16 protein-coding genes are annotated in these 17,780 nt (G+C 60.3%); 5 read left to right on the top strand and 11 right to left on the bottom strand.

What is annotated here, in order from left to right:
- Positions 1–20 precede the first annotated feature (20 nt).
- From IMX17_RS20090 to rppH, 8 genes are all read right to left on the bottom strand, one after another.
- Positions 21–377, bottom strand: coding sequence for a prepilin-type N-terminal cleavage/methylation domain-containing protein (locus tag IMX17_RS20090; RefSeq protein ID WP_046899048.1), 357 nt, complete (start codon positions 375–377; stop codon positions 21–23).
- Entirely contained in the window at positions 367–813 is a 447-nt protein-coding gene (locus IMX17_RS20095) for a YgdB family protein (RefSeq protein ID WP_193550162.1), read from the bottom strand. Before IMX17_RS20095 ends, IMX17_RS20090 begins: the two co-directional genes overlap by 11 nt.
- Complete coding sequence (locus tag IMX17_RS20100; RefSeq protein WP_193550163.1) at positions 810–1,388, bottom strand: prepilin peptidase-dependent protein; 579 nt, start codon at positions 1,386–1,388, stop codon at positions 810–812. The genes IMX17_RS20095 and IMX17_RS20100 overlap by 4 nt, the downstream gene beginning before the upstream one ends.
- Positions 1,382–1,885: a prepilin peptidase-dependent protein gene (locus IMX17_RS20105; protein ID WP_182265319.1), complete on the bottom strand. Its 504-nt coding sequence runs from the start codon at positions 1,883–1,885 to the stop codon at positions 1,382–1,384. Before IMX17_RS20105 ends, IMX17_RS20100 begins: the two co-directional genes overlap by 7 nt.
- A gap of 174 nt (positions 1,886–2,059) precedes the next feature.
- The gene (gene thyA / locus IMX17_RS20110) at positions 2,060–2,854 is read right to left on the bottom strand and encodes a thymidylate synthase (protein WP_046899044.1); all 795 of its coding nucleotides are present in this window, start codon (positions 2,852–2,854) and stop codon (positions 2,060–2,062) included.
- A 7-nt stretch (positions 2,855–2,861) separates the two neighbouring features.
- On the bottom strand, positions 2,862–3,734 hold the full coding sequence (gene lgt, locus IMX17_RS20115) for a prolipoprotein diacylglyceryl transferase (protein WP_015378920.1): 873 nt from the start codon (positions 3,732–3,734) through the stop codon (positions 2,862–2,864).
- A 222-nt stretch (positions 3,735–3,956) separates the two neighbouring features.
- The gene (gene ptsP / locus IMX17_RS20120; protein ID WP_193550164.1) at positions 3,957–6,203 is read right to left on the bottom strand and encodes a phosphoenolpyruvate--protein phosphotransferase; all 2,247 of its coding nucleotides are present in this window, start codon (positions 6,201–6,203) and stop codon (positions 3,957–3,959) included.
- Between the two features lie 12 nt (positions 6,204–6,215).
- Positions 6,216–6,743 carry an RNA pyrophosphohydrolase gene (rppH, locus tag IMX17_RS20125; protein WP_004931849.1) on the bottom strand — a complete coding sequence of 176 codons (528 nt, stop codon included), beginning with the start codon at positions 6,741–6,743 and terminating at the stop codon, positions 6,216–6,218.
- A 697-nt stretch (positions 6,744–7,440) separates the two neighbouring features.
- Between rppH and mutH the strand changes: the two genes are divergently transcribed.
- The 4 genes from mutH (at position 7,441) to IMX17_RS20145 (ending at position 10,565) form a co-directional block, all read left to right on the top strand.
- Entirely contained in the window at positions 7,441–8,127 is a 687-nt protein-coding gene (gene mutH, locus IMX17_RS20130; protein WP_033644848.1) for a DNA mismatch repair endonuclease MutH, read from the top strand.
- Positions 8,128–8,227: 100 nt separating this feature from the next.
- Positions 8,228–8,944 carry a TerC family protein gene (locus tag IMX17_RS20135; protein WP_046899042.1) on the top strand — a complete coding sequence of 239 codons (717 nt, stop codon included), beginning with the start codon at positions 8,228–8,230 and terminating at the stop codon, positions 8,942–8,944.
- 155 nt (positions 8,945–9,099) lie between these two features.
- Positions 9,100–9,318, top strand: a complete 219-nt coding sequence (locus IMX17_RS20140; protein ID WP_016929923.1) for a YgdI/YgdR family lipoprotein — start codon at positions 9,100–9,102, stop codon at positions 9,316–9,318.
- Between the two features lie 206 nt (positions 9,319–9,524).
- Positions 9,525–10,565, top strand: a complete 1,041-nt coding sequence (locus IMX17_RS20145; RefSeq protein ID WP_033644844.1) for an NADP(H)-dependent aldo-keto reductase — start codon at positions 9,525–9,527, stop codon at positions 10,563–10,565.
- A gap of 33 nt (positions 10,566–10,598) precedes the next feature.
- Here IMX17_RS20145 and lplT read toward each other — a convergent pair whose 3' ends face one another.
- The 3 genes from lplT to IMX17_RS20160 form a co-directional block, all read right to left on the bottom strand.
- A complete protein-coding gene (lplT, locus tag IMX17_RS20150) occupies positions 10,599–11,783 on the bottom strand; it encodes a lysophospholipid transporter LplT (protein WP_046899041.1) in 1,185 nt (394 codons plus the stop codon).
- A complete protein-coding gene (gene aas, locus IMX17_RS20155) occupies positions 11,783–13,936 on the bottom strand; it encodes a bifunctional acyl-ACP--phospholipid O-acyltransferase/long-chain-fatty-acid--ACP ligase (RefSeq protein WP_182265321.1) in 2,154 nt (717 codons plus the stop codon). The genes lplT and aas overlap by 1 nt, the downstream gene beginning before the upstream one ends.
- 343 nt (positions 13,937–14,279) lie before the next feature.
- Positions 14,280–16,538 (bottom strand): molybdopterin guanine dinucleotide-containing S/N-oxide reductase, encoded by a 2,259-nt coding sequence (locus IMX17_RS20160; protein WP_046899039.1) that lies wholly within the window; start codon positions 16,536–16,538, stop codon positions 14,280–14,282.
- Between the two features lie 220 nt (positions 16,539–16,758).
- Between IMX17_RS20160 and galR the strand changes: the two genes are divergently transcribed.
- Positions 16,759–17,778, top strand: a complete 1,020-nt coding sequence (gene galR / locus IMX17_RS20165) for an HTH-type transcriptional regulator GalR (protein ID WP_033652132.1) — start codon at positions 16,759–16,761, stop codon at positions 17,776–17,778.
- Positions 17,779–17,780 lie beyond the last annotated feature (2 nt).

Consider the following 17,780-nt stretch of genomic DNA (forward strand, 5'->3'; position numbering starts at 1 on the left):
AAAACTAGATACGTACCGGCTCAAAAACGGGTGCAATACCAGCGGCTCAGCGTCGCCCACTGCCGTTGCGGAGTTTGTACTCTGACCGTCAATCGGCGGCAATCCGCATCCGCGCCGTCGAACGCCGTCTCGCGTCGCCAGCCTTCCGACAGCGGTTCGGCATCGAGCCGACCGGTGACGGCGAACGCCTCCAACTGCTGATGCGCCATCACCCAGGCTTGTCGGTAGTGCCACTGGCGCTGGAACGACTGCAACAGCACCTGATGATACTGTAACAAGCCCAGCAGCGACACCGAGAACAACAATGCCGCCACCAACACTTCCGGCAGGCTGAAGCCGTTGCGGGATAACCGCCCTGCGCGAGCGTTAACCCTCACAGTCGGCCGGCCTTTTCTCGGGGCAAAAATCCAGCCGCCCGCCCGGCAGCGCTTGCACCCTGCCGACCGATTCCGCACCGCCAAACTCGCCCCATTGATACAGCCAAAGCGGCTCACCCCCGCGCATTTCGCCCAGGCCGCGTACCGTCACGACGCCCGCTCTGGCAGACAGCCGGGCGCAGGCCGTCAGTTCCGCGCGCTGCCTGCATAACCAGGCCGCCGCCCTCAGCTCGGCGCGCGGCCAACGCTGGAGCATGCCCCAACTCAGCGCCGAAGCGGCCTGATTGTAAGCCTGGAGGTAGCGCTGCTGATCGGCGGCCAGTAACAGCGCGTTATCCAATTGCCGGTGCTGGGCATTGAGCAACATCAACCCCAACGCCAACAGCAACATTACCGCCGCCAAAGTGCTGCCGCCTTGCTGGCCCCGCCGGTTCATGGCAACGCCGCCATTTCGACGCTCCCGCTCAGGCTGCGCCTGATACGCGCATCGCCGACAGAGCGCCCCGCCAGAGTCAAACGGGCCAGCGCACCGCCATGCTCCCCGCGCTCTATCGCCACATGAAACTGCTCAATGCGCACTTCGTCACGATCGAGCAGCCGCTCCCAGCCGCCGCCGTCGCATTGGCTTACGCCACGTTGCCCTTCCAAGCCGCCATTGCGCAGCCGATAACCGAAATAACCTGCATCCTCGCCCGAGGTGAGCCATTGCCCGCTGCGGGTGATGTCGTAAGCGACGATAACGCAGCTGTCCGCCGCTTCTCCCGCCGTCTGGCCGATCAGCAGCGGACGGCCGGCGCACTGCCCGGCACAGAAACCGGCGCGGCGCAGGTCTTTCTCGATGCCGAATGCCAGTTGCCGCAGCGTTGACTCCAGCCGAAAATGCTGGCCGACGGCCAGGTTTTGCTGGCGCAACAGCGGGTAGGTTTTCGCGGCGCCAAGCGCGATCACGCTGCCGAACACCAGCGCCAGCATCACCTCCGGCAGAGTAAAACCGCGTTCGACAGTCAGCATGGCGCGATCCCCCTTATCCGGAGCCCTTCGCTGCACAAACGCAGCCGCCCTCGGGCGGACAGCACCAGCCGCAGGCCGCCTGCCTCGTTGCTGAGCAGGATGTGCCCCGCCTGCGCGGTATTGCGCAAGCCGTAAAACCCGATCTCTTTGTCGGTGTAGCCGCTCAAAACGACGTCGCGATAAGACGGTGAGAAAACGGAACCCTCGGCGGAAGCGCAATCCGGCGGCGGCACACCGCCGCCCAGGCACCAGGGCGTGCCGTTCTTGAACCACAGCAGCGTCGTGCGGTTGCGCCAGTTGGCGTCCGCCTGCAGTCGCAGTAAAAACGCCAGCAGCTGCTGGGCAGTATGTTCCAGGCGCAACGTTTGCTGATAGTGGCGCCATTGACCGACGCCCCAGCCGGTGAGCATGCCGGCGATCAGGAGCGCCGCCAACAGCTCAATCAGTGTCATGCCACGCTGGTGGTGATCGATGTTCGAGAGCGTATTTTCTTTCATGCGGCCAATGTAAGGGCCGTAACAAGGCGGTAAAGCCCCATGCGCAAGCCTTGCGGCAAGCTGCGCAATGTTTTCCCTGTAGCGACAAGTGGCGACAATAAAATGCGGCGCGGCGCGCAATGCGGATAAAAAAAGGGGCGCAATCGCTGCGCCCCTGGTGTGATGCGGTTAAGGTCAGATCGCGACCGGCGCCTTGATGGCCGGGTGCGGATCGTAACCTTCGATCTCGAAGTCTTCGAAACGGTAATCGAACAGCGAAGCCGGCTTGCGTTTGATCACCAGCTTCGGCAACGGACGGGGTTCACGCGTCAGCTGCAGCTGCGTCTGTTCCATATGATTGCTGTACAGATGGGTATCGCCACCGGTCCAGACGAAGTCGCCGACGTCCAAATCGCACTGCTGCGCCATCATATGCACCAACAGCGCGTAGCTGGCGATGTTGAACGGCAGGCCGAGGAACACGTCGCAGGAACGCTGGTACAGCTGGCAAGAGAGCTTGCCGTCCGCCACGTAGAACTGGAAGAACGCGTGGCACGGCGCCAGCGCCATCTGGTCCAGCTCACCGACGTTCCAGGCGGAAACGATAATGCGGCGCGAATCCGGATCTTGTTTCAGCTGCTGGAGCACGTTGCTCAGCTGATCGATCTGACGACCGTCCGCCGCGCCCCAGGCTCGCCACTGCTTGCCGTACACTGGGCCGAGATCGCCGTTTTCATCGGCCCACTCGTCCCAAATGGTGACCTTGTTGTCACGCAGATAGGCGATGTTGGTATCGCCGTTCAGGAACCACAACAGCTCATGAATGATCGAACGCAGATGACATTTCTTGGTGGTCACCAACGGGAAGCCTTCCTGCAAATTGAAACGCATCTGGTGGCCGAAAATCGACAACGTGCCAGTGCCGGTACGGTCGGCTTTAGGAGTGCCCTCGGCGAGCACCTTGTTCATCAAATCCAGATACTGTTTCATTTGTCCCTCACGACAGTTGTTGCTGCGGGCGACGACGGTACGCCCAAATCATCATAATAACACCGGCCACCACCATCGGGATGGACAGGATCTGCCCCATGCTGATCACGCCGTCGAACAGGCCAAGCTGGGCATCCGGCTGGCGGAACGCTTCAACGATGATGCGGAATGCGCCATAACCGATCAGGAACAGGCCCGATACGGCACCCATCGGCCGCGGCTTGCGGATGAACAGGTTCAGAATGATAAACAGCACCACGCCTTCAAGCAGCAGTTCATACAGCTGGGACGGGTGACGCGGCAGCACGCCGTACTGATTCAGCAGCGGTAGCAGAGAAGGGTCGGCGGCGGCGAGCGCCACGTCTTCGCTACGCGAGCTTGGGAACAGCATCGCCCAAGGGGTGTCGGTGGTTACGCGGCCCCACAGTTCACCGTTGATGAAGTTGCCGAGGCGGCCGGCGCCCAAACCGAACGGGATCAATGGCGCGATAAAATCGGAAACCTGGAAGAAGGTGCGTTTGGTGCGGCGAGCGAACCAGAACATCACCAGAATCACCCCCATCAATCCGCCGTGGAACGACATGCCGCCATCCCAGACTTTAAACAGATAGAGCGGATTATCCAGGAACAACGGCAGGTTGTAGAACAGCACATAGCCCACGCGGCCGCCGACGAATACGCCCAGGAAACCGGCGTAGAGCAGGTTTTCCACTTCGTCCTTGGTCCAGCCGCTGCCCGGCTTGTTGGCGCGGCGCACCGCCAGCCACATGGCAAAAACGAAGCCGACCAGATACATCAGGCCGTACCAATGCAGAGAAACCGGGCCAATGGAGAAAATGACCGGATCAAATTTAGGAAACGCCAGATAGCTATTGCTCATCTATCACCACAACATGTCTGTTATTTTTCCCCATGCGGGGGCGGCAGGTGCCAAACGTCGGCGCAGGTTGTCACACGCCTTTCAAACGGCAGCGTTGGCCGCTGCGGTTTGCAAGACGACGAACATGCGTCGCGCTGAGGTTGCGCATCATAACATAGGCTTAGCGCGGTCCGGGCCGGCAGCGCGGGAAAAGTTCTGTAAAAAAATCACATCGTGCGGCGATTATCTGCCGCCGCGAATCAACCCGCCCATGCCGCGTCGCTCCATAAACGCCGCCACCAAATGGCGCACTTCCGTGGTCATTTGGGTGTTCAACACCCGTTGCGCCAACACTTCGGCGTCGGAAAGCTCGATATGCCGCAGCAGGTATTTGATGCGCGCCACGCTGCGGCCGTTCATGCTCAGATTGCGATAGCCCATGCCCACCAGCAACAGCGCGCCCATGGGATCGCCGGCCAGTTCACCGCACAGGCTAAGCTGCAGCCCGGCCGCTTTCCCCTGTTCGGCGATCAACTTCAGCACCTGCAGCATCGCGGGATGCAGGCTGTCGTACAGCGAGGCTACCCGCGTGTTGTTGCGATCCACCGCCAGCAGGTACTGGGTCAAATCGTTGGTGCCGACCGAGATGAAGTCGACGCGCCCGGCCAAATGCGGGATCAGGAAAATCATCGACGGCACTTCCAGCATCACGCCGATTTTCGGTTTCGGGATCGCGTAGCCAAGCACCTCTTCCACCTCGCGCCCGGCGCGGTCAATCAGGCGCTTGGCCTCATCGACCTCTTCCAGGCTGGTGACCATCGGCAGCAAAATGCCCAGGTTGCCGGTGCCGGCATTGGCGCGCAGCATGGCGCGCACCTGTATCAAAAAGATCTCCGGCTGGTCCAGAGTGATGCGAATGCCGCGCCAGCCCAGGCAGGGATTTTCTTCGCTGATCGGCATGTAGGGCAGTTGCTTGTCGGCGCCGATGTCCAGCGTGCGCAGCGTGACCGGTTTGTTGGGATAAAGCTGCAGCATGCCTTGATACTGCGCGACCTGTTCTTCTTCGGAAGGGAAACCGCTTTGCAACATGAACGGAATTTCAGTGCGGTACAACCCCACGCCGTCCACCCGGCCGCCCAACAGCTGTTCATGTTCCGGGCTGAGGCCGGCGTTCAGCATCACCTGAACGCGTTCGCCGCTTTTCAACTGCGCCGGCTGTTCGACGTCGTCTTCCGCCAGCTTGCTCAGTTCCTGTTCTTCGCTGATCAGCCGTTGGTATTCCTGCACCAGCACCGGTTCAGGATCGACCAGCAGTTCGCCGCGATACCCATCGACGATCAGCAGCCGCTGGCTGAGCAGAGAAGGCTGAATGTCGGCGCCCATCACCGTCGGCACCCCCATCGCCCGCACCAAAATCGCCGCATGCGAGTTGGCGGCGCCGTCGCGCACGACCACGCCGACCAGGCGATCCTGCGGCACTTCGGCCAGCAATGTCGCGGTCAGTTCATCCGCCACCAGCACAAAACGCGCCGGCCACTGGGTGGCGCCCTGAGTGCTGTCGTCGAGGTGGAACAGCAGGCGCTGGCCCAGCGCGCGCAGGTCGCTGCCGCGCTCGCGCATATAGGTGTCCTGCAGTTTGGCGAACTGTTCGGCAAAGGCTTCTATCACCTGCTTCACCGCCCATTCCGCCACCGAGCCGTTGTCGATTTCGGCGAACAATTCGCGCTTGAGGCGGGCGTCGTTTAGCAGGTGAGAATAAAGATCGAAGATCGCCGCGCTCTCTTTTTGCGAGCTGGCGGCAAAACGCTTGCTGAAGCGGCGAAATTCCGCACCGGCCTCTTCCAGCGCCAACGTCAGGCGCTCGCGCTCGCTGGCGGTGTCCAGCGTCGACGCGCGGTAAACCTGATCGAGCGAAGGCTGGCTGCTGTCCTGCCACCCTTCCGCCACCGCTACGCCGGGCGAGGCCGCCAGCGCGCGCACGCGCGTTTGGCGATACTGACCGAAAATGGCATTAAGCTGCGACTGTGAAAGGATCCCGGCCATCTGCGTGGCCAGGGTGACCATGAACGACTCTTCGCTTTCGTCGAACTGGCGCAGCTCGCGCTGCTGCACCACCAACACCCCCAACAGCTGGCGCCGGTGAATGATCGGCACCCCGAGGAAGGATCGGAAGCGATCCTCTTTGACCTGAGGAACGTACTTGAAGCTGGGATGGCTTTGGGCATCGGCCAGGTTGATGGGTTCGGCCCGACGGCCTACCAACCCGACGACACCTTCGTCAAACGCCAATGCGATAGTGCGCCCGCGCGGCTTTTTCAGCCCGCGCGTGGCCATCAGGTAGTAACAGCGGCGATCGTTGTCCGCCAGGTAAATGGAGCACACTTCGGTGTCCATCGCCAGACAGGTTTCATTGACCAGCAGATCCAGCGCATCCGTCAGACTGGCCGCCGCGGCCACCTTCTCTACAATTTCTCGCAAGCGCGTGAGCATAGTCGGCTTAACTTAACCTCTCTTTCGGCGATAAGCGGGGGCCTGCCGCGGCGCCGCCTGCTCTTGCATCGGCATCACGGTCACGGCGAATTCTTTCATCACCCGGCGGTAGACGTCGCGTTTGAACGACACCACCTGGCGCACCGGATACCAGAAGCTCACCCAGCGCCAACCGTCGAACTCCGGCGTGCTGCTGCGCTGCATGTTGATATCAGCGTCATTGCACAATAGCTGCAACAAAAACCATTTTTGCTTTTGGCCGATACAAACCGGCTTTGTGTCCCAACGCACCAAACGTTTCGGCAATTTATAGCGCAACCAGTTGCGGGTCGAAGCCAGGATGCGCACATCCTTTTTACTCAGCCCCACTTCTTCGAACAGCTCACGGTACATCGCCTGCTCCGCAGTTTCGCCAGGGTTAATCCCACCTTGGGGAAACTGCCAGGAGTGCTGACCGTAACGGCGGGCCCATAAGACCTGCCCCTGACGATTACAGATTACGATACCAACATTCGGGCGGTAGCCATCATCATCGATCACCGGACTACCTCGATAAGCTTAAATTCGCATAGATGTCCTGATTGTTTCACACAAGCTACAGGCGGTAAACCACTGCTTTACGGCGCTGCGGGCCGGATAACATTGGGATAACTCACAGATATAGGCAAAGTTATAAACATGCATTGGCATTTCAGACCGGTTTTATTCACTTTTTCTGTGGATAGGTGTGTGTAGAACTCGAGGGATAAGCCGGTAAAACTCTCGTCCCCGAAAATCCCCCCCTCACACCGAAAAAACAATATTTTTCATAAAAACATATAATTAACCAATATCCCACAGTTATATACAGGGCAAAAATGTGATCTATGCACGGTAAGGATCTTACCCTGGCGAAAGATCCACCAACGCCGTTTTTATCCACAGATTATCCGGGCAAGTTACGCACAAAACGGACAAATTCGTAAAAAAACGCCCGAGTCAAGGCTGTAAATTGAACCAGTGATCGGTAAAAATTTGGGTTATCCCATAAATCTGTGGATAAATAGGTGTAAGATCCTGTTTATTGTCGGTGGCTTCAGGTGAACAAGCCTCGCGGGTGCATTGCCGCCCGCGCAAGGAAAGAAAAAAAGTCATGTAAAATCATGCTACTATTATTCTTTTCCCCAGGCGACTGGGGTTACCGTTTCCCGTGTATCTTTGCAGTACGTTTTTCAACCAAATTCGACAGGCTTGATTTATGGCGTTTTTATCCCCTCTGCCGCCCCCGCCGGAAAATGAACGGCAACTGTTCGAGCGCGCTCAGGCGCTGGCCGGCTTCAGTTTTGGCGAACTGGCCGCCCGCGCGCAGTTGCCGATCCCCAAGGATCTGAAACGCGATAAAGGCTGGGTGGGCATGCTGCTGGAGCTGTACCTCGGCGCCATGGCCGGCAGCAAACCGGAACAGGATTTTCCCGAGCTGGGCATTGAGCTGAAAACCATTCCTGTAGACGCCGCCGGCAAACCGCTGGAGACCACTTTCGTCTGCGTGGCCCCGCTCACCGGCAACAGCGGTGTCACCTGGGCCAGCAGCCACGTTCGCCACAAGCTGGCGCGCGTGTTGTGGATACCGGTAGAGGGCGAACGGCAAATCCCGCTGGCGCAGCGCCGCGTCGGTTCGCCGCTGCTGTGGAGCCCGAGCGCTGCAGAAGAAGAGATGCTGCGCCGCGATTGGGAAGAGCTGATGGATCTGATTGTGCTCGGTCACGTAGAACGCATCACCGCACGCCACGGCGAAGTGCTGCAACTGCGCCCCAAAGCGGCCAACAACAAGGCGCTCACCGAAGCCATCGGCGAACAGGGGCAACCTATCATGACGCTGCCGCGCGGTTTCTATCTGAAAAAGGGTTTTACCGGCGCGCTGCTGGCAAGACATTTCTCAATCTAAGCGATTTCGTTTAACTCTGGTTTAGCTAGCTCTGTCAGCGCCACGATAAACGCGTATAATTCACGCTTTGCATTTATTAAGTATTAAGGTGTGTCGGGCAATGTTCGAATGGATTATGGATCCCAATGCCTGGTTAGCGTTAGGTACGCTAACCATTCTTGAGATCGTACTGGGTATTGATAACATCATTTTTCTGTCGCTGGTGGTGGCGAAGCTGCCCAAAGCGCAACAGAACAAAGCTCGCCGAATGGGCTTGGCCGCCGCCATGCTGATGCGCCTGGCGCTGCTGGCCTCCATCGCCTGGGTGATCCGCTTGACGCACCCGCTGTTCACCGTGCTGGATCACGCCATTTCCGCCCGCGATCTGATCCTGCTGCTCGGTGGGTTGTTCCTGATCTGGAAAGCCAGCAAAGAGATCCACGAAACCATCGAAGGCACGGAAGAAGAGCACCACACCAAGGTGCACAGCTTCTTCGGCGCGATCGTACAGATCATGCTGTTGGATATCATCTTCAGTCTGGATTCGGTGATTACCGCCGTAGGCCTTTCCGATCACCTGTTCATCATGATGGCGGCGGTGGTGATTGCCGTCGGCGTGATGATGTTCGCCGCACGGCCGATCGGCGAATTCGTCAATCGCCATCCGTCGGTGAAAATGCTGGCGCTGGCGTTCCTGATCCTGGTGGGCTTCACGCTGATGCTGGAAAGTTTCCAGGTGCACGTGCCGAAAGGCTACATCTACTTCGCCATGTTCTTCTCCATGTCGGTAGAAGCGCTCAATCTGATGCGCAGCAAGAAAAATCACGCCTCCGAATAAACCTGCACGGAAGCCGCTATCGGCGGCTTCCGCCGTTTCGTTGCCCCCTCATTTCAGTTTTTCTTATCAGATAAAGACTTATCTGAGACGCTCTCTGCCAAGAGTTTGCTAATCTTGAAAGAACATTGTTTTCTGCATAATCGAGGATCCGCAGGATGAAAAAGTGGGTAATGGCAGTGTCTGCGCTGGTTATGGCCGCCGGTTTGGCGGGATGTTCCAGCGACTACGTGATGGCGACCAAAGACGGCAACATGATCCTGACGCAAGGCAAACCGGAGATCGATACAGACACCGGGCTCATCAGTTATAAAGATGAGAAAGGCAACCACCGCCAGATCAACGGCGACCAGGTTTCCCAGGTTATCGAACGCTAATCACCGCTCGCCGGCTATCGCCCGTTCAAGCGCGGTAGCCCTCATTCGTGTCCGCACTGAATCCGCTTCCCCCATCTTCACCGCTTGGTTATAGTCAGGAAAGGCGACATCGCCGCCCGACGGACTTTGCGCCGTCTTCTGACATTGGGCTCCTGTTTCACCGGGCCGTGCGGCCCGTCAGCGCTAACAAGAAAGGAAGGCCGTTAATGCAATACCACCGTATTCCCCACAGTTCTTTAGAAGTGAGCGTGCTGGGACTGGGCACCATGACCTTTGGCGAACAGAACAGCGAAGCCGACGCCCATGCGCAACTGGACTATGCATTGGCCGCAGGCGTGAACCTGATAGACACCGCCGAACTGTACCCGGTGCCGCCCCGCCCGGAAACCCAGGGCCTGACCGAAAGCTATATCGGCAGTTGGATCAAAGCACGCGGCAATCGCGAAAAAATCGTCCTGGCCAGCAAAGTCTCGGGCCCGGTGCGCGGCACTGACAGCAGCATCCGCCCGCAGCAGGCGCTCGATCGCAAAAACATCCGCGCCGCGCTGGACGCCAGCCTCAAGCGGCTGAACACCGATTATCTCGATCTTTACCAATTGCACTGGCCGCAGCGCGCCACCAACTGCTTTGGCAAACTCAACTATCAATATACCGATGACAAAGCCACGGTCACGCTGCTGGAAACCCTGGAGGCGCTGACTGAGCAGGTGCGCGCCGGTAAAATTCGCTATATCGGGGTCTCCAACGAAACGCCCTGGGGCGTAATGCGCTATCTGCAACTGGCGGAGAAACACGAGCTGCCGCGCATCGTGTCGATTCAAAACCCGTACAGCCTGCTGAACCGCAGCTTTGAGATTGGCCTGGCCGAAATCAGCCAGCACGAAGGGGTAGAACTGCTGGCCTATTCCAGCCTGGCGTTCGGCACGCTGAGCGGTAAATACCTCAACGGCGCTAAACCGGCCGGTGCGCGCAATACGCTGTTCACCCGCTTCAACCGTTATTCAGGGCAGCAAACCCAACGAGCGATCGCCGAATACGTGGCGCTGGCCAAAAAACACGGGCTGGATCCTTCGCAGATGGCGTTGGCCTTCGTGCGTCAGCAGCCGTTCGTCGCCAGCACCCTGTTGGGCGCCACCTCGGTGGAGCAGTTGAAAATCAACCTCGACAGCCTCGACGTGATTCTGGATGAGGACGTGCTGCAGGCGCTCGAAGAAATCCACACCCGGTTTACCATTCCGGCGCCTTAATAGCCTGAGGGCGCAGCCTGGCTGCGCCCCGTTTCACCGCCGCTGCGACCACCACAACGCGCTAATCGCCAGTGCAAACACCACGCCAAACCCTACGCCGACGCCCACCACCGGCACGCCCAGCTTCACGACCAAAGAATACAGGCCCAGCATCAACAACATGGCGGCGTTTTCACCCAGGTTTTGCACTGCGATCGCATTGCCGGCGCCGACCGAATGTTTGCCCCGCTCCTGCAGCAACGCATTGAGCGGCACGACGAAGAAGCCCCCCAGCATGCCGATGAGCGCCAGCAAGACGTAGGCATTGAGCATGGTCGTTTGCAGCGCAAACACCGCGACCGCGACGCCGATCAGGATCCCGGCCGGCATACAGCGTTTCACCGTTTTAAGCGTGACGAAGCGCGCGGCGGCCCCCGCGCCCAACACGATGCCGACGGCCACCATGGCGTTCAGCAGCGTCGGCGTGGCGTTATCGGCGATGCCGAGCGCCACCGGCACCCACAGCACCAGCAGAAAACGCAGCGTCACGCCGGCCCCCCAAAACAGGCTGGTGCCAATCAATGAGAAACGCGTCTGTCCATCGCGCCACAGCGTAACGCAGGCAGCAAAGAAGCTGTGCGTCATGGCCTGCGGACGCCACGAAGCGCCAGGACGCGCCGCCGCCAAACGCGGAATATACAGGTTGGCGACCACTGCCCCCGCGTAAACCAACGCGCAGGCCGCCAGCGCCGCCGCCACGTGCCAGTCCGCCAAAACACCGCCGGCGACCGAACCGGTCAGAATGGCCGCAATGGTCGAAGCCTCGATCAGGCCGTTAGCCTTGACCAGTTTCTCGCCGCTGGTGATCTCGCCCAGAATGCCGTATTTGGCCGGTGAATACGCGGCGGCTCCCACGCCGACCAGGCTGTAACCCAGAAACGGGTTACCCCCAAAACAGATCACCAATGCCCCCGCCAATTTCAGGGCGTTGGCGAACATCATCACCCGCCCTTTGGCAAAGCTGTCGGCGATCTGGCCGACGAACGGAGCCAGAATGATATAGGTGGCGACAAAGGCCATCTGCAGGATCGGCTGGCTCCAGTCCGGATACAGCTGCTGCTTGATCAACGCCAGCGTGGCGAACAGCAACGCATTGTCGCCGAACGCCGAAAGGAACTGCGCGCTGATCACCGCGATCATGCCGCGTGACAACAAAGGGGATTCGGTCGAAGGATTCATCAGGCACTCTCCGGCTGTTCGGCCATATGACGCAGGGTGACGAAATCAGGTTTGCCGCTGCCGAGCACCGGCAGCGTTTTCAACAGGCGAATATCGCGCGGCACCGCCAGCTCCGGGCTGCCCAGTTCGCGCGCCACCCGCAGCAATGCCTCGCGGGTAATGGCGGGATCGGTGGTGAACAGCACCAACGCCTCGCCTTTGCTGCTGTCGCTTTTGACCGTGGCGGCATGCAGTTTATCCGGCGAAAGCCGTTGCGCCAGCAGTTCGACGCTCTCCAGCGACACCATCTCGCCCGCCAGCTTGGCGAAGCGCTTCACGCGCCCGCGAATGGTGCAGTAACCCTGCTCATCCAGGCTGACGATATCGCCAGTGTCATACCAGCCCGGCTGCAGCACGCCGTTCGCATCTTCCGCCGCCGGCGGCTCCAGTTCGCCGGGGCGCTCAACCCGCAGATAGCCTTTCATGATATTCGGCCCCTTCAGCTGCAGGCGACCGCCGTTATCAATACCCGGCACCGCGATCAGACGCGCCTCCATCTGCGGCATGATGCGCCCGACGGTGCCCACCTTGGTCGCCAGCGGCACGTTGATCGAGACCACCGGCGCGCACTCGGTCACGCCATAGCCTTCCAGAATGCGGATGCCATATTTGTCCTGATAGATCTGTTTGGTGCTGTCCGCCAGTTTCTCCGCGCCGGCCACGACATAGCGCAGGCGGGCAAAATCATACGGATGCGCGAAGCGCGCATAGTTGTTAAGGAAGGTCGCCGTGCCGAACAGCACCGTGCAGTTACGGTCATACACCAGCTCCGGCACCACGCGATAGTGTAGCGGGCTGGGGTAGAGGAAAATGCGGCTGCCGGTGAGAAGCGGCGTGAGCAGCCCCACCGTCAGGCCGAACGAGTGGAACAGCGGCAGCGACGACATGAAGCGGTCGCGCGGCGTGAAATCGGCGATGGTGCGGATTTGTTCTACGTTGGCCAGCAGGCTGGCGTGCGAATGCACCACGCCCTTGGGATGGCCTTCGGATCCGGACGTGAACAGGATCAGCGCCGGGTCCTCCGGACGTTGCGGCAACGCCGCGCGCTGCGGCTGCAGCAAGTGACGCAGGATCCACAGCTTATCCGCCAGGGTGACCGTATCTTTCAGATCTTCCAGATATACCCAGTTAGCTTGCGGCAACTGTTCCGGCAGGTGGGTCAGCTTGCCTTTCTCCAGAAACTGGCGCGAGGTGACGATGGTTTTGATGCCGGCGGCCGTCATCGCGCTGTTCAAGCCGTTGGCGCCAGCGGTGTAGTTGAGCATCGCCGGGATGCGATTGCGCAGCGAAGCGCCGAAGATCGCCGCCGCGGTAATGGTGGCGTTGGGCAACAGCAGCCCAACGTGCTCCCCCTCGGCGGTAAAGCGCTGCAGAATGCGGCTGACGCCCAGCGATTTCTTGACTAGCGTCTGGTAACTGTCCTCTTTGAAAGCGATGTCTTCAATGCAAGGCTTGCGGCGCCCATAGCGGTGCTGCGCCGCCAGCAAGGCATGGAACAGCGTTTGCGGCTCGCGCGTCTCCATGCGCGCCCGCATCATGATCTGCATCAGCCGATCGCCCGCCAGCGCCCGGCGTTCACGCGCGCGCGGCGCTTCCGGCATCGGCAGCGTGGTCGGCGGCAAGATGCGGATGCTGATTTGCGGGAACCAGCGGATCTTGAACACCCCGGCCATGCGGCCAAACGGGCTGAACTCCGGGCCGTCGATCCGCACCGGCACCACGGTGGCGCCCGATTTGGCGGCGATAAACGCCGCTCCGTCGTAAATTTTCATCAGCGCGCCGGTCACGGTGATGCGCCCTTCAGGGAACACCACGATCGGCCGTCCCTGCTCGACCATGCGCACCAGTTGCTTGATGGCCATCGGCTTGGTGGGATCGAGCGAGACAAAATCGATGTAAGGCCGCAGCCAGCGCATAAACCAGCTCTCGCCGATGCTGGCATAGACCGCAAACACCGGTTTTATCGGCAGGAACAGCGCCAGCAGTACGCCGTCGAGGAAAGAGACGTGGTTCGGCGTAATCAGTAATTTTTGCCGTTCGAAGTGCTGGACGTCCCCTTCGACCCGTACCCGAAACAACAGGCGAAACAGCGCGCGCAGCAGTGAAAAGATCATGCCCTTCTCCCTTGGCCATGGAGGCGTAAATCGTTGTAGGGAAAAGAATACTATATGGCAGGCAAAAAAAAACCTACGCATCCGCGTAGGTTGGTGCAATTGAAAATGGCTTCAGCATGCAAGGCACGCTGATTTCTCACCAATCAATACCTCTGGGATCACCTACTCTAGAGAGATGGCGTGCAGGAAACTACCGGCGAATCGCAAGAGTTCTGCTCCAAATGCAACCAGCTGTAAATTTCCCGCGATCTGCTGTAATAACTCAATGAAACTTAAACCTTCCCGCAGCGACGAAAATAAATATAACAACGACGAGCCAGTGACCCAGACGCGAAATATTCACTCATCGTGCGCTGACCTCGACCAGGCAGCTCATGGCGTTCGGCCCCTGCGTCAGCGGCGAGGTGCCGATATCCAGCGTCAGCACGTTCGGGTTGCCCGCCTGCTCGACCGGCCGGCGCTGCGCGTCGAAACCCGGCTCGAACCAGGCACCGGTCGCCATCAGCACCACGCCGCGCGTCACGCCATCGGTGAGCGATACCCCCGCCAGACAGCTGCCGCGCGCGTTGCTGACCAGCACTTCGGCGCCGTCCACCACCCCGCGCGGCGCCGCATCGTCCGGATGCATGTACAAGGTTTCTCGCCCGGCGGTCTTGTTGCCCTGCGCCAGCGGCGCCGGATCCATCTGGCTATGCAGGCGATCGCTCGGCTGAATGGAGATCAGGTGCAGCGGCCAGTTTTTGGCCTGCGGCGCGCCCAGCCACTCCACCGGCGGCCGCCACTGCGGATGCGGAGCGAAATCATCGTAGCGATAGCCGGCGATCCGCTCGCTGAACAGCTCAATCTTGCCGCTGGGCGTTTGCAGCGGGTTAGCCTGCGGATCGGCGCGGAACGCGTCAAAAAATACGAACTCTTTAGCCGGCGCGGGCAGCTCGACATAGCCCCGTTGCCAGAAGGCCTCAAACTCGGGCCAGGCGACGCCGGCGCGCTGCTGCGCTGCGCCGCATTGCCGGTAGATAGCTTCGATCCAGGCCCGCTCGTCGCGATTCTCGGTAAAGCGCTCACGATAGCCGAGACGCTCCGCCAGATCGGCGAAGATATCGAAATCGTTGCGCGCCTGATGCTGCGGCGCAATGGCCTGATGCATCGCCAACACGTAGCGATCGCGCGACGAGCCGCCGATATCGTTACGCTCCAGCGAACTGGTGACCGGCAGCACGATGTCCGCCATTTTGGCCGCCGCCGTCCACCAGATATCTTGAACGATCACCGTGTCCGGTTTCTGCCAGCCATCTACCAGCCGATTCAACTGCTGATGATGATGGAACGGGTTGCCGCCGGCCCAGTGCACCAAATGGATATCCGGATAATGCCGCGTCTCGCCGCAAAATTGATAGGCCTCACCGGGGTGCAACAGCATGTCGCAGATGCGCGCCACCGGGATCGCCAGCCCGGCCGGGTTTTCGCCTACCGGCATGGTCGGCGCAGGCGTGTCAACGCGCGGATTGCCGACGCCGTTCATCGAGCCGTGGCCGAACGAGAAACCGCCGCCCGGCAGCCCCACCTGGCCCAGCATCGCCGACAGCGCGATCATCATCCAATACGGTTGCTCCCCCCGATGCGCGCGTTGCACGGAGTAGGAACAGGTGATGAAACTGCGCACGCCGATCAGTTGCCGCGCCAGCAGCGCGATGCGCGCCGCCGGAATGCCGGTAATGGCGCTGGCCCAAACGGGGGTTTTCGCCACGCCGTCACCGGCGCCGTTCAGGTAATCCGCCAGCTGTTGATAGCCCACGCAGTGGCTGTGCAGGAAGGCTTCATCCTGCGCGCCCAGCCGCTGGATTTCGTAAGCCAGCGCCAGCATCAGCGCCACGTCGGTATTCGGCCGGATCGGGATCCATTCCGCGTTGACGAACTCGGGGCAATCATCGCGCATCGGGCTGATGTTGACAACCGGCGTGCCTTTGCGCGCCAGCTTTTGCAGCCAGGGCTTGAGCGCATGTTCCGCCGCGCCGCCGGAAGAGACCTGAGCGTTTTTCAGCGCCAACCCGCCAAACGCCACAAACAGCTCGCAATGCTCCACGACGCTCGGCCAACTGGTGACGCGCCCGGTCAAGGGCGAGAAAGTGCCGATCACATACGGCAGAAAGAACTGCGCCGCACCCCAGCTGTAGTTGCCCTGCTGATCGACGCCGCCGCCGCCGCTGAAGTAGAACCGCCGCACCAGCGAGCGGGCATGGTGCAGCCGCCCGGCCGACGACCAGCCATAAGAGCCGGTAAACAACCCGGAGGCGCCGTAGCGCTCGCGCACCCGGCGATTCTCTTCCGCCACCAAATCGAGCGCCAATTCCCAGTCCACCTCGACGAAATCTTCCCTGCCGCGCAGCGTACGGTCGCTGCCCTCGCGCTTTTGCAGCCACGAGCGGCGCACCGCCGGCTTGCGGATGCGTTTGTCGGAATAGACCATCGGGACGATGGAATCGAGCAGCGGCGAAGGGTCGGGATCGTCGACGAAGGGTTCACAACGGATAAGCCGGTCGTCTTCAACCACGGCGGTATAAGCGCCCCAATGGGCGAGCTGCGGATAGCGTTTAATGGACATGGCGTTCTCGGCGCAAATCGGAATGCAAAGACGTTACCTCAGCCCGTCGCCAGTGCCAACGTACAAATTGCGCTATCGTTCGGTAGCAGTCGGTTATGCGTACAGACTCGAAGAGATTCTGCAACCGCCGCCACAAGTTGCGCACGAGACCGCTTGCAGCCCCGGTTTTTTTCCGCAAAACTGGGGGATGTAAGCGATTACCCAGGATGTGTTGACTGATATGGCTACGATAAAGGATGTTGCCAGGCTGGCGGGTGTTTCCGTGGCCACGGTATCCCGCGTGATAAACAATTCCCCCAAGGCCAGCGAAGGGTCGCGCACCGCGGTGCAGGCCGCCATGGAACAGCTGCAGTATCACCCTAACGCCAACGCACGAGCGCTGGCGCAGCAATCCACCGAGACGCTGGGGCTGATCGTCTCCGACGTTTCCGATCCCTTCTTCGGCGCGATGGTCAAGGCGGTCGAGCAGGTGGCCTACGCCACCCACAATTTTCTGCTGATTGGCAACGGTTACCACGACGCCGAAAAAGAGCGTCAGGCGATTGAACAGCTGGTGCGGCACCGCTGCGAAGCGCTGGTGGTGCACGCCAAAAGGCTGAGCGATCAGGAACTTTGCGGCTGGATGCAACAGATCCCGGGCATGGTGCTGATCAACCGCACGCTGCCGGGGTTTGAAACGCGCTGCGTGGCGCTCGACGATCGCTACGGCGCCTGGCTGGCAACCCGACATCTGATCCAGCAAGGGCACCAGCGCATCGCCATCATCTGCTCCACTCACCAGATTTCCGACGCCACCGATCGTCTGCAAGGCTATCTCGACGCGCTGCAGGAACACGGCATTGCGGTGGATGAAAAGCTGATCGCCTACGGTGAACCGGACGAGATCGGCGGCGAACAGGCGATGACCGAATTGCTCGGTCGCGGCCGTTCGTTCTCCGCCATTACCTGCTACAACGATCCGATGGCCGCCGGCGCGCTGTCGGTGCTGAGCGATAACAGCGTCGACGTACCGGGAGAAATTTCGCTGATCGGTTTCGACGACGTGCTGATTTCGCGCTACCTGCGCCCACGCCTGACCACCATTCGCTACCCTATCGTGGCGATGGCCACCCAGGCTGCGGAGCTGGCGCTGGCGCTGGCCAACCGGCAACCGCTGCCGGAAATCACCAACATGTTCAGCCCAACGCTGGTGCGCCGCCACTCGGTCGCCACCCTCAACAACGCGCACGAACAGCCATAATC

It is taken from the genome of Serratia sp. X3 (assembly GCF_014982455.1).
GTDB classification, from domain to species: Bacteria; Pseudomonadota; Gammaproteobacteria; order Enterobacterales; family Enterobacteriaceae; genus Serratia; species Serratia ureilytica.

Coding starts and splice junctions, on each gene's coding strand:
- IMX17_RS20095 (WP_193550162.1), bottom strand. CDS start 813: ATGAACCGGCGGGGCCAGCAAGGCGGCAGCACTTTGGCGGCGGTAATG.
- IMX17_RS20100 (WP_193550163.1), bottom strand. CDS start 1,388: ATGCTGACTGTCGAACGCGGTTTTACTCTGCCGGAGGTGATGCTGGCG.
- IMX17_RS20105 (WP_182265319.1), bottom strand. CDS start 1,885: ATGAAAGAAAATACGCTCTCGAACATCGATCACCACCAGCGTGGCATG.
- thyA (WP_046899044.1), bottom strand. CDS start 2,854: ATGAAACAGTATCTGGATTTGATGAACAAGGTGCTCGCCGAGGGCACT.
- lgt (WP_015378920.1), bottom strand. CDS start 3,734: ATGAGCAATAGCTATCTGGCGTTTCCTAAATTTGATCCGGTCATTTTC.
- ptsP (WP_193550164.1), bottom strand. CDS start 6,203: ATGCTCACGCGCTTGCGAGAAATTGTAGAGAAGGTGGCCGCGGCGGCC.
- mutH (WP_033644848.1), top strand. CDS start 7,441: ATGGCGTTTTTATCCCCTCTGCCGCCCCCGCCGGAAAATGAACGGCAA.
- IMX17_RS20135 (WP_046899042.1), top strand. CDS start 8,228: ATGTTCGAATGGATTATGGATCCCAATGCCTGGTTAGCGTTAGGTACG.
- IMX17_RS20140 (WP_016929923.1), top strand. CDS start 9,100: ATGAAAAAGTGGGTAATGGCAGTGTCTGCGCTGGTTATGGCCGCCGGT.
- IMX17_RS20145 (WP_033644844.1), top strand. CDS start 9,525: ATGCAATACCACCGTATTCCCCACAGTTCTTTAGAAGTGAGCGTGCTG.
- lplT (WP_046899041.1), bottom strand. CDS start 11,783: ATGAATCCTTCGACCGAATCCCCTTTGTTGTCACGCGGCATGATCGCG.
- aas (WP_182265321.1), bottom strand. CDS start 13,936: ATGATCTTTTCACTGCTGCGCGCGCTGTTTCGCCTGTTGTTTCGGGTA.
- IMX17_RS20160 (WP_046899039.1), bottom strand. CDS start 16,538: ATGTCCATTAAACGCTATCCGCAGCTCGCCCATTGGGGCGCTTATACC.
- galR (WP_033652132.1), top strand. CDS start 16,759: ATGGCTACGATAAAGGATGTTGCCAGGCTGGCGGGTGTTTCCGTGGCC.